General features: G+C 50.3%; 11 protein-coding genes. 6 read left to right on the forward strand and 5 right to left on the reverse strand.

All coding sequences use genetic code 11. From position 1 onward, the window contains the following. Window positions 1–413: 413 nt before the first annotated feature. The 3 genes from ACXX82_RS19895 to xsc all read right to left on the reverse strand — a co-directional run bounded on the left by ACXX82_RS19895 (window position 414) and on the right by xsc (window position 4,476). Entirely contained in the window at window positions 414–1,850 is a 1,437-nt protein-coding gene (locus tag ACXX82_RS19895; RefSeq protein ID WP_322237740.1) for an NAD(P)/FAD-dependent oxidoreductase, read from the reverse strand. A 51-nt stretch (window positions 1,851–1,901) separates the two neighbouring features. Further along, window positions 1,902–2,324 carry a nuclear transport factor 2 family protein gene (locus tag ACXX82_RS19900; RefSeq protein WP_323507647.1) on the reverse strand — a complete coding sequence of 141 codons (423 nt, stop codon included), beginning with the start codon at window positions 2,322–2,324 and terminating at the stop codon, window positions 1,902–1,904. Window positions 2,325–2,655: 331 nt separating this feature from the next. Next, a complete protein-coding gene (gene xsc / locus ACXX82_RS19905; RefSeq protein WP_458563557.1) occupies window positions 2,656–4,476 on the reverse strand; it encodes a sulfoacetaldehyde acetyltransferase in 1,821 nt (606 codons plus the stop codon). Between the two features lie 390 nt (window positions 4,477–4,866). On the opposite strand from xsc, the gene ACXX82_RS19910 reads away from it, so the two are divergent. The 3 genes from ACXX82_RS19910 (at window position 4,867) to ACXX82_RS19920 (ending at window position 6,493) form a co-directional block, all read left to right on the forward strand. Beyond that, window positions 4,867–5,775, forward strand: a complete 909-nt coding sequence (locus ACXX82_RS19910; RefSeq protein ID WP_458563558.1) for a LysR family transcriptional regulator — start codon at window positions 4,867–4,869, stop codon at window positions 5,773–5,775. A gap of 122 nt (window positions 5,776–5,897) precedes the next feature. Then, a complete protein-coding gene (locus ACXX82_RS19915) occupies window positions 5,898–6,149 on the forward strand; it encodes an AbrB/MazE/SpoVT family DNA-binding domain-containing protein (RefSeq protein ID WP_323507485.1) in 252 nt (83 codons plus the stop codon). Then, window positions 6,143–6,493: a type II toxin-antitoxin system ChpB family toxin gene (locus ACXX82_RS19920; RefSeq protein WP_458563559.1), complete on the forward strand. Its 351-nt coding sequence runs from the start codon at window positions 6,143–6,145 to the stop codon at window positions 6,491–6,493. The genes ACXX82_RS19915 and ACXX82_RS19920 overlap by 7 nt, the downstream gene beginning before the upstream one ends. Before the next feature lie 135 nt (window positions 6,494–6,628). Here ACXX82_RS19920 and ACXX82_RS19925 read toward each other — a convergent pair whose 3' ends face one another. Next, window positions 6,629–7,510 (reverse strand): NAD(P)-dependent oxidoreductase, encoded by an 882-nt coding sequence (locus ACXX82_RS19925; RefSeq protein ID WP_458563560.1) that lies wholly within the window; start codon window positions 7,508–7,510, stop codon window positions 6,629–6,631. 252 nt (window positions 7,511–7,762) lie between these two features. Further along, window positions 7,763–8,656: a LysR family transcriptional regulator gene (locus ACXX82_RS19930; protein WP_458563561.1), complete on the reverse strand. Its 894-nt coding sequence runs from the start codon at window positions 8,654–8,656 to the stop codon at window positions 7,763–7,765. Between the two features lie 140 nt (window positions 8,657–8,796). On the opposite strand from ACXX82_RS19930, the gene ACXX82_RS19935 reads away from it, so the two are divergent. From ACXX82_RS19935 to ACXX82_RS19945, 3 genes are all read left to right on the forward strand, one after another. After that, window positions 8,797–9,813 carry a YeiH family protein gene (locus ACXX82_RS19935; protein WP_458563562.1) on the forward strand — a complete coding sequence of 339 codons (1,017 nt, stop codon included), beginning with the start codon at window positions 8,797–8,799 and terminating at the stop codon, window positions 9,811–9,813. 89 nt (window positions 9,814–9,902) lie between these two features. Continuing rightward, a complete protein-coding gene (locus ACXX82_RS19940) occupies window positions 9,903–10,715 on the forward strand; it encodes a thiazole synthase (RefSeq protein ID WP_458563563.1) in 813 nt (270 codons plus the stop codon). A 342-nt stretch (window positions 10,716–11,057) separates the two neighbouring features. Continuing rightward, window positions 11,058–11,876, forward strand: a complete 819-nt coding sequence (locus ACXX82_RS19945) for an IclR family transcriptional regulator (RefSeq protein WP_458563564.1) — start codon at window positions 11,058–11,060, stop codon at window positions 11,874–11,876. The last annotated feature ends 35 nt before the right edge of the window (window positions 11,877–11,911 follow it).

The raw sequence follows: 11,911 nt of genomic DNA on the forward strand, positions 1-11,911 counted from the left end.
TAAGGGCTAATTTTTATTTTTTTTACCCACTAATTTTTAAACTTCAATTTTTACAAAAAAATCCAAATGCAGTTCGATACAAAAAGGCTAATCGTTATTATTTGTAGCTATGTGACTGCTCATCAGACGTCTGCAGATCATTCTCTGCAATTGGTCAAACCGACAGAGAAATGTGTAGGGCGCCTTCTTTATAAATAGTCAAACGAATTTCTAGTGCGACTGACAAAAGCGTCATGGACGCGAGGTGTGACAGACACGCTTTCTGCTCTATTTATTAATTGTCTGCCGCGACTGCAATATTTGGAGTGTCACCTCACGTTTGCAACGTGTTTAGGTGCACAACCCATTGAGTCTCCGTATTATTGTTATTGTTATTTTTTGGTCGGGCTGCGATTGGCCCGACCTTATTGGTCTTACAGTACTTCGTCTTTCATGTGATACCAGCGATAGAGGATGCTCTGCCCAAAGCGACGGAATGGTGCGAAAGCTTGTGACTCGACCTTTTCCATCACGTTGGGGAAGGGCAATGCGGAGTTGAAAATTGGTAGTGAAGACGTTTTTTTGCCAGCGATCAGTTCGGCCATTCGACGTCCTGCCTGTGCTGAATACATTACGCCATTTCCTCCGTATCCGACCGCGTAATAGATAGTTTGTTTTGGATCTGGCTGGAAGATACGCGGCATCATATCGTGACTCATATCTACCCATCCCCACCATGAGTAATCAATATCGATTCCCATCAATGCAGGAAATTTACGATAAAGATCACTGATCAGCAGATCCTGGTATTTTCTTTGCGGTGCGTCAGAGCCGGTGATGGCGCTGCGACTGCCAAGCTGTACTCGTCCATCAGGCATAAGACGGTAGTAGTGTCTGAGGATTCGGGTATCGGTGAGTACTTGAGTAGTGCGAAAATTACAGGCATCAATTTCGGCCGCAGTCAGCGGCCGCGTGACGATCGAGTTTGACAGGATCGGCAACAATCGATTCTTCAATTTTGGATGTAAATCTTGCGAGGTATAGCCGCCAGTGGCAACAGCCACCGCCCGCGCCCGTACGATGCCGCCGGGAGTTGTCAGATAGTGGACGCCATCGCGGGTTTGCCAGCTGGTTACAGGGCTTGACGGATGCACCTTAGCACCTAGCGCACGGGCTTTTTTGAGATAACCGAATGCCAGTTTACCGGCATGAATGCCGATGCCTTCCGGTTCATGCATAGCGCCCATTGCTTCTTTGTCGTCGACATATTCGCGCTTGACGGTATCGGCATCAAAAATACGGGCATCGTAATGAAATACTTCACGCAGCAGCTTGGCTTCCTTCTCCAAGGCGGGCATCACCTTGGCGCGATGCGCGATATACAAATGACCGCCGGGTTGCGGATCGCAATCAATGTCTTTTATGAGCCCTTTAAAAGTTTCCATCGCGTCGCACATTTCTTCATGCAGCTTTAGCGCAGTATCCAGGCCATAGCGCTGAATCCACTGTGAACGTTTCAGGCGTCCGGAATTACATTGAGCCTGGCCGCCGTTGCGGGTACTGCATCCCCAGCTCACGCGATTGGCTTCTAGTACGGTCGCCTTGATGCCGTGTTCTTGCGCTAGAAAAATGGCGCAGGTCAGGCCTGTAAATCCAGAGCCGATGATCGCAACATCGACATCGATATCATGCGTGATCGGACCATCGTCTGGCGGTGGTTCGCCAGCAGTACCGATCCAGTACGTTGGCGCATATTCGCGTCCTTGTCCGGGACCCGTTGCTGTCAGCGGATCGTAGGCCGGATCGTACGGTTTGAGGGGAGCAGTGCTGCTGCCGGTATCGGCAAATCGGGTGTCAACTGTGGTGTCCAAAGTTGCTCCTTGATGCGGTAAGAATGATGTAGATGGGGATGACATATCGCCTCAAGCGCTGACGTGTGCAACGACAACTGGTGGACGGTCCTTACGGAAGGCATTCTTCACCGCGATTTTGCCGTTGTGGAAGGTGAAGACATCCACCATCCGGGCTTCGATCCGGGTGCCATCAGATTTGGTGCCACTGAAGGTGCTTTCGGATACGCCGCGATTGCCCGAGACAAAGTGGATCGCATCAAGCCATGCGGCATCCGGAAACGTCTGCCATGCAAGTTGGAAGCCAGCACGGATAGCTTCGCGTCCCGTAAAAGTTTTGCCTTGTAATTCAGGTCCGGCTGCTGCATGGAAGGTGCAGTCTTCTGCCATAAAATCCATCAGTGCATCGATGTCGTGACGGTTCCATGCCTGGCCGAAGGCCATCAAAAATTCTTCTGATACTTCTTGCTTGGTTGCTTGTACTTGAGCGTTCATGTTTTTTTCGCAATCTAATGTTGAGTGGACTTCCGCAAAGTCGCGTCAGCGATGCTGCGCTTACCAGCTTTGCTGGTGTTTTGTCTTCATCGGCAGGTTTGACAAGCGCCTTGCTGGAAACGATGCCTCAGTCGCAATTGAATAATAAAATCTTAAAATAGCGCCAATTTTGCTAACTGCTGCCTTATAAAATTCTGTAGCTTAAAGGCAATGTTAAATCGACCATCATCAAATCACAATGCAAAAAATAAAGCGTCTGGCTAATGAAATAGGCAAATTTTCCTTTGCCAGACTCTTTATTTTTCCGTCACGATGGGATTTTAATAATCAATCAGACGTAATCTTTATATTTTTCCAGCAACCGCACTGGCTTGCTCAATGCATCGCGTCGGAACGGGTCGCCCAGTTCACGCGTACACATGATCTCGATGATGGTGGTTTTGCCTTCGTTCATTTGCATGGCAATGGCTTTTTTCAGTGCCGGTCCGACGTCTTCCAGATTGTCGACAACGATCCCTTCGGCACCCATCGCGATTGCGATGGCGGCAAAGCTTTGGTTTTCCAGTTCACCGGCGACAAAACGACGGTTGTAGAAGTCGACCTGATTTTTCTTCTCTGCGCCCCATTGACGATTGTGGAACACTACCGCCGTGACCGGAATATTGTGGCGCACACAGGTCATGGTCTCCATCAGGCTCATGCCCCACGCGCCATCACCGGCATACGACACCGCCGGACGATGGGGTGCAGCGACCTTGGCCCCGATGATGGTTGGGAAGGCGTAGCCGCAATTACCAAAGCTCATCGCCGCAAAGAAACTGCGCGGCTTCTCAAAACGCAGATAGCTATTCGCCACCGAATTGATGTTGCCGATATCGGTCGATACCATGACGTCTTCGGGCATGGCTTTTTCCAGTTCGCGCAAGACCTGACGGGGATGCAGATATGTGCCGCCGAACGGGGTTTTTTCTTTCTTTTGTTCTGCGATCATGTCGAGACTAAATGCATCTCTTTCATGGGTCCAGTCACTGAGTTCGGCTTCCCAGGCGTCCTTCTCGGACTTGATCGTGGCAGCGCGTGCGGCAAGCGTCGCGTCGCACGCCAGCGTTTTGCCAGTCAGACGTTGGGTCAGCGCAATTGCCGCTGCCTTGGCATCACCGCAGATACCGACCGAGATCTTCTTGACCAATCCCAGCATCTTATGGTCGGCATCGATCTGGATGATCCTGGCAGTTTTTGGCCAATAGTCCATGCCGTGCTGCGGCAAGGTACCGAAAGGCCCGAGCCGGGTACCGAGTGCAATCACCACATCTGCTTGCGCCATCAACTTCATGGCGGCCTTGGAACCCTGATAGCCAAGCGGTCCGGTCCACAATGGATGACTGGCCGGGAACGAGTCGTTATGGAGATAACTATTGACGACCGGTGCGCCCAGACGTTCAGCCAGCGCCTTGCATTCTTCAATGGCATCGGCCATGACCACGCCACCGCCGGAAATGATGACCGGAAATCTGGCGTTCGCCAGCAATGCAACGGCTTCGTCAAGACTCTTCTCGCCGCCAGGACCACGGTCCAGGCGACTTGGCAATGGAATCTCGGCCTGAATTTCACCGTAGAAATAGTCACGCGGAATATTCAGTTGGGTCGGTCCCATCTCTGACATGGCACGGTCAAAACAGCGTCCGGTGAATTCGGCCATGCGGGCCGGATTGGTCACATGTCCCTGATATTTGGTGAACTCTTCAAACATCGGCAACTGGTTGGCTTCCTGAAAGCCGCCCAGTCCCATGCCCATGGTGCCGGTCTCTGGCGTGATGATGACCACCGGACTATGCGCCCAGAACGCCGCGGCAATGGCGGTGACGCAATTGCTGATGCCGGGACCATTCTGACCAATCACCACACCGTGACGACCGGACACACGCGCATACCCGTCGGCCATATGACCGCCACCTTGCTCGTGCACCACGGGAATGAGGCGAATACCGGCAGGCGCAAATATGTCCATCGCGTCCATAAAGGCCGAGCCCATGATGCCGAACATATCAGTGACGCCATTGGCAACCAGTGTTTCCACCATCGCTTCGGACGGGGTCATCTTCTGTAAGCCAACCGTCACCTTCCGGTTAGCCAGGGATATTTGATCGGTCATAAAAGTCTCTCTTGTGAGTTGATTATTCATAAGTTGTACAAAACATAAATTGTTCAAATGACTCGTTGCGCGCGTGTTGGGTTGCGCAATGCATGTTTTATATATATTGGTACTAGAAGTTCCAATATTTAACATTAATGGAACTTTAAGACCTCGCAAATTGAATGTCAACTCATTTATCTAAAAATCGATACAAATTATCATTAAAAATGAAATTATTTTATAATGAATTTTTGCATGTAAAGCTGCATAAAATTGCAGGACAGAGCCTTAAATAGCTGATGCAGGGAATAGATTTGCGCGTCGCCGTAATAACTGGCTTGCATTGCCATCGATCACTGAACGAATAAGCAGTCAATGTGAATTGGCCGCAGGATTTTGGGGTCCATCTTGAAGCTACAACAACTGAGAGTTTTAATTGCGATAGCAGAACACGGTAGCCTCAGCATGGCTGCACAATCGTTGCATATCACGCAGCCCGCAGTGACGAAGGCCATTCAAGAATTGGAAACTGATTTAGGGGTAAGTCTGGTGGTGCGGTCTTCGCAAGGCGCGAAGTTGTCGATGTTTGGACAAATACTGGTGAAGCACGCCCGCATTGTGGATCAAGAAATCAGGCATGCAAAAGAAGATATCGCCAGCCTGTCAGGGCTGAAAAAAGGGAATGTTTTTCTTGGCGTCACGCCCGTCGTGGCCTTGGGGCCGATATCAAAAGCCATCAGTGCTTTTAATCATCGGTATCCGGATATAAATATTCATATCAACGAGATGCGACCTGCACAAATCACAGAAGGCTTGCTCGATGGAACGCTTGATTTAGGCGTTATTTCCCGGATAGGCATACCAAATTCCCCGCGCTATCATTGGGATACCCTCTATAAAATCAAACTCTTGGTGTGCTTGAGGGTGCGTAACGACTTCCCGAATGTGACGTCGATCATGGACTTAACGGGATACACCTGGCTGGTGTGGGATAAATTGGAAAGCCCGGGCAGCATGTTTGCAGAAATTTTTAATGCCTGCAATGTGAAGTTGCCTAAAAAAATTATCCGCTGTTCTTCAACCGTGCTGTACTCACAACTTGCCGCGCAGCAGGATTATGCCTGCGTAATTACCGAGCCAGCATTTGAGTGGTCGGCGTTCAAAGGCAAGCTTAAGGCCTTGAATCTGAAAGAAGAATTGCCGGTCATGCATGCCGGTCTGGTCTATAGAAAAGAATCGCTGTTGACCGATATCGTGATTGAATTTTCGGAGTTGATTAGGGCGATTTGTAAAGATCCGGACGATGCGGGAGGTTGATGTTCCATTAAATAATTCATTGTAATATTTGAATGTTAAAAGTATATACAATGTTTAAACAAGGCTGATTGGCGATAAACTTATTTGTAGCTACAATGTATAAACATTCAGGAGGCGCGTAAATGGAATTATCAATTCAAAAGTGGGGCAATAGCGCGGCAGTTCGGCTGCCGACGGAACTGCTTAGCCAGCTTAAAGTTGCCTTAGGTGATAAATTATCGGTCGATGTGCGCCCTGAAGGAGTGATGTTGAAGGCAAAGCGGCCGACCTATGCGTTGGCGGACTTGATTGCGCAATGTGATGCCAAAGCACCGGTTCCAGCAGATTTAAAAGCATGGAATGACATTACCTCGGTGGGCCGCGAGGCATGGTAAGGCGCGTCAAGTTTCAACGTGGCGATATTGTGATGGTGAGCCTGAATCCCACCCAAGGCCGTGAGTTGCAGGGAGAAAGTCGTCCGGCGCTGATTTTGTCTTCAGCGCTGTTCAACACTTTGGGCGTTGCGATGGTGGCGCCCATCACACAAGGGGATGACTTCGCCCGATTTGCTGGATTTGCAGTTCCATTAAGCGGCTCTGGAACCGTAACGCAGGGAGTCGCGTTGGTCAATCAAGTGCGCATGTTGGATCTTGAGGCGAGAGGAGCTAAAAAAGTCGAAACTGCCCCTGAAATCGTCATTGACGATGCGTTAGCCCGATTACAAGCAATTTTGGATTAACAAAATCAAGCAAGGTGCGCGAATGGGGGATCAACTTCCGCTTGGTCGCACCTTGACAATATCACCGTTCAATATTGGCATTTTTGAACGTGATATAGCGGAATACCGGAATAGCCGGAATACCGTCAATCTACTTTATTGCTTTTTTTCTTCAACCCGAGCGACCATCATCAAACTAGAAGTATCCAGCCTATTGCCACCGCGGTTTTGTACTTCTGTATAAAACTGATCCACCAGGCGGGTGACCGGAAGCTGGCTGCCGTTACGATCAGCTTCGTCGAAACAGATTCCTAAATCCTTGCGCATCAGATCAACCGCGAATCCAAAGTCGAATTTCGACGCCAGCATTGTTTTGCCTCTATTTTCCATTTGCCAGGATTGTGCTGCTCCTTTTGAGATGGCATCGATCACGCGCTCGCCGTTCAGGCCTGCGCGCTCAGCAAACGCGAGACCTTCAGCTAATGCCTGAACCAGCCCGGCGATGCAGATTTGATTGACCATTTTGGTCAGTTGGCCCGAGCCCGCTGGACCCATATATACCACCGCACGGGCGTAGGAGTTAATGATTGGTTCTGCGCGTTTAAATGCTGCTTCATCGCCACCGACCATCACTGTCAATGCGCCATTTTCCGCGCCAGCTTGGCCGCCGGAAACGGGCGCATCAAGAAAGCTAATGCCGAGTGCACTTGCAGCGTCGCTTAACTTCCGCGCTGCATCTGCCGAGCAGGTTGAGTTGTCGATCAAAATACTGCCGACCGTCATGTTGGCTAGTATTCCGTCGTCGCCCAAGGTGATTTGATACAGATCATTGTCATTACCGACGCAGGTAAAAACATATTCGGCATCCTTGCAAGCGGCCGCCAGCGTAGTGGCGACTTGCCCTTTGTTTTTTGTGACCCATAAATCCGCCCGTGTCTGGGTGCGATTGAACACCGTCACTTCATGACCGTGCCTGGCAAGATGTCCTGCCATTGGAGAGCCCATGACCCCTAAACCGATAAATGTGACTTTTGCCATTTTTACGCCTTTTGATGATGGTGGATAGTGTGGATAAGTGATGCTGGTTGAAATTGTTACACAACTTTGATCGGCAAGGTTGTTGGCGCATTTGCAGTTTCCAAGAACACAGTTCCCTTGATGAACTATTCGGCGTACATGCCGATCTTTTTTTCGTCTTTGGGGACGTGAGAACTTAAAAAGCTTTTATCTTCTTATAACTTTTAGTGTGCCGCATTATCAATGCTTACGGATCAAAAGCATGCATAAAGTTTATATTCCATCATGCCTCCGCTGAATCATTTCCTGAAGCGCCAGCGAGGCTTTGGTTTTGTAGCGTGCTTTGTGATGCAACAGATAAAACGAGCGCAGTGGCAGATCAATATTGGCCTTACACAGCAACCCGGCCTGAAGATGTGACGCCACCACCAGTTCCGATACCACCGTCACAAAGGGGCCGGACATGACTGCCGAGCGTACTGCTTCATTTGACGGCAGCGTGAGAGCGATGTGTAATCCACTCACGTCAACGCCGATTGCCTTAAGCATCTCCTCGAAGGCGGAGCGCGTCCCCGAGCCTTGTTCGCGCATGATCCACTTGCCGCTGCGCAAATCTGCGGGTTCTAGCCTCTCGCCGTTGGCCCAAGGATGGCCTGGCCCTACGACAGCGACGATCCGGTCTTCATCAACCGTCTCCACCACCAATGCCGGTTCGTCGATGGTTCCTTCGATGAATCCCAGATCCGCCGCCCCGTCGACGACCGCTTGCGCTACTTGCTGCGTATTACCGACGGTAAGACTCAGCTCAATCTGGGGATACTTTTGGTGAAAGCGCACCATCAACTCGGGAAGCCAATAACTTGCCATCGTCTGACTAGCCTGGATGCTCAGCGCCCCACGCTTGAGTCCACCCAATTCCGACAGTGTCAGTTCCGCTGCTCTGGCACTCGCCAGCGTTGACCGCGCTTCCGTCAAAAAAATCCGCCCCGCCTCGTTAATCTCAATGCGTCGTCCTACACGATTGAAGAGCGGTATGCCATAGCGATTCTCCAGAACCCGGATGGCGGAACTGACCGCAGATGGCGTCAGCGAAAGGGCGTTCGCTGCTTGCGTCAAATGCTGGCGCTCAGCGACTTCCACAAAAATACGTAATTGTTCAAGAGTCATGGTTGACGGTCCAAAGTGCAAAAGCCATTTAATCGTTCAATTTTAGTTAACGAAACATGAAAAACTATAAGATGGACCGAACTATTTGTCCACCCGATAATTAACGCATGGCATTAAAGCGCTAAAAAAGGTTGAGACAAATGAATAAAAATATAATAACAGCGACAAGAAACATCCTTCCCGGATTGGTGCTTTGCGGGGTGGTCACAGCGGCTGCTTTTGCTCTGGAAGCAGTGGAAGAGCATTTATTTGGCCGCGCTTGGCTAGAAAGTCTGGTTCTGGCGATTCTGATCGGCAGCATCGTGCGGACTTTTTACAAGCTGGATGAGCGCTTTGAGGCAGGTATTCGTTTTGGTGCCAAGACGGTGCTTGAGATCGCCGTCGTACTGCTTGGTGCCTCGATCAGCGCCAGCGCTATTTTGGAAAAAGGGCCAGACCTCATTGGTGGTATTGCGGTCGTCGTGTTAATGGTGATTTTGGGTAGTTATTGCATAGGTCGTGTGGCGGGCTTGCCTTCCAAAATGGCGATCCTGATTGCCTGCGGCAATTCCATATGCGGCAACTCGGCTATCGCCGCCGTGGCGCCGGTTATCGATGCGAACAGCAAAGACGTCGCAGCTTCAATTGCTTTTACTGCCGTGTTCGGTGTCATGGTTGTACTGATACTGCCGTTTCTGATGCCGGTATTGTCGCTGTCGCTGGTGCAGTACGGTATTTTTGCAGGGATGACGGTTTATGCCGTTCCACAGGTGCTGGCGGCAACCGCAGCGGTCTCGCAGACCAGCGCGCAAATCGGCACGCTGGTGAAGCTGGTGCGGGTTTTGATGCTGGGACCGGTGGTGTTGGTCTTGTCGTTAATGGGGCGCAAGGACAGCGCCTACCGCACGCCACTTTCACAGATGGTGCCATGGTTCATCATCGGATTTCTCCTATTGATGGCGCTGCGGTCCTTTCATTTTATTCCTCAGTTTGCACTCCAGCCAGCGCATTTTTCTGCCAATTTCCTGACCATTATGTCGATGGCAGCACTCGGGCTTGGGGTTGATGCGCGTTCAGTGTTGAAGGCTGGCGGACGTGTGACGATAGTGGTGGTCTTGTCATTGCTGATATTGTCGGCGGCCAGTCTGGTGTTGATCAAATTATTAGGTGTCGTCTGAACTGCCCCATCATTCGTCAGCAGCAGAAACAACCAAAACGATCGACAGTTTAACGCGTCGCAATTGACGTTCTCTGTAAGGAAAAAGAAATGAATCTGCATCAACACCAGCAACTACCAACGCCGGATGACTGCCTGACTATCGCAGGTAAAACTTATCGGTCGCGGCTCTTGGTGGGCACGGGAAAATATCGCGACTTTGAAGAGACGCGTGCCGCGGTCGATGCTAGTGGAACCGGGATCGTGACGGTGACGATCCGCCGTGTCAACATAGGTCAGGATGAGCATGCACCTAGTTTGCTGGACAGTGTGCCGCCATCGGACTTTACGATTTTGCCTAATACTGGCGGCTGCTATAACGCCGACGATGCGGTCTATACTTTGCAGCTTGCACGCGAATTATTGAACGGTCATAAACTGGTCAAGCTTGAAGTATTGGGTGATGAGAAAAATTTGTTTCCGAACATGCCCGAAACCCTGAAAGCCGCAGAAATATTGGTGCGCGACGGCTTCGATGTCATGGTCTATTGCAGCGATGATCCGATTCAGGCCAAGATGTTAGAGCAAATCGGTTGCGTCGCTGTCATGCCGCTGGCCTCCTTAATCGGTTCCGGCATGGGCATTTTGAATCCCTGGAATTTATCCCTGATTATCGAGCAAGCCAACGTTCCTGTGCTGGTTGATGCCGGCGTCGGCACTGCTTCTGATGCGGCGATTGCGATGGAGTTGGGTTGTGACGGTGTGCTGATGAACACGGCGATTGCCGGTGCGCGTGATCCCATCGGAATGGCGCGGGCCATGCGACTAGCGGTGCAAGCGGGACGTGCGGCTTATCTGGCGGGACGAATTCCGAAACGTTTTGCAGCGTCGCCGTCGTCTCCGATGGCTGGGCGTATTTCCTGATTTTACGGATGATGTGAGCGTGGAATGCGGGCGGTACCGACGATCAAAACACGATTCTGAGAATATTCGAAAGTATTCGAAAGTGTCCGGAAGTATTCAATAGGCGTAAAAAATCACGGTTTATAGCCGTGATTTTTTTTTAACAAATGAGGAAATCGACGCCCGTTTAAATACGGCTAAATTTTGTCTTATTTAAGTGTTTCTATCGAAAGTAGTACAATTTGTTCCAATTATTTTAAATTTATAGTAATGTAGAACACAAAAATAGACATGTAAAACTATATATTTCAAATTCCGAGACGTTTTGTGACTAAAATCCGAATAACTTTATAAACAAGTCATATGAATAACAATCCTGTAGAAAAGATGGAGCAAGAGAAGATCGACGGTGATACGCCAACGATGCGTTTGTTCGCATTGTTAGAAGTTATTGCTGAGAAAGATCAACCATTCTCGCTTCAGGGAATCGTCGAAGAGATCGGTCTACCCAAGCCGACCGTGCACCGAATGTTGCAACAGCTTGAGGGTGTGGGTGTGCTACAGAGGGAAGGCGATGGTCGTCACTACAGCACCGGAGTTCGCCTGCGACGCCTCGCATCAAACCTGCTGATCAACAACACCCATCACGGCGCGCGCCATAACGTACTGCGTCAATTGATGGAGGAAGTGGGAGAAAGCTGCAATCTGACTGCCTTCACAGGGAGCGAAGTGGTGTATCTGGATCGGATGGAAACCGTTGCGCCGTTGCGCTTCTATTTGCATCCGGGATCGCGGGTCCCGGCGCATTGCTCGTCGACGGGTAAATTATTTCTGGCGCAAATGACGCCGATGCAACGTCGCCGTTTGCTGGCCCATATGCCCATGATCAAATACACCAACAACACAGAAACCGATCCGGTCAAACTTGAGCAAGAACTGGAAGTGGTGCGGCGTAATGGCTACGCCATCGATAACGAAGAATTCCTGCCGGGATTACTGTGTGTCGCGGTGCTCGTTCCTGCCGCAGAAGGGCGCTCCAATCTGGCGGTTGCTATACAAGCGCCGATCATGCGCTTGACGCACGAAAAGGCTTTGCATTTTTTGCCAGCCTTGCAACGTGCAGCTAAAGCGCTGGCCGCTATTGAATCTGAGACATCCTCGGCAACGAACGTCGCCAACTAATTTAATATAAGGAAGCCGTCGTGACTGCCTCATCC

It is taken from the genome of Glaciimonas sp. GNP009 (assembly GCF_054343755.1).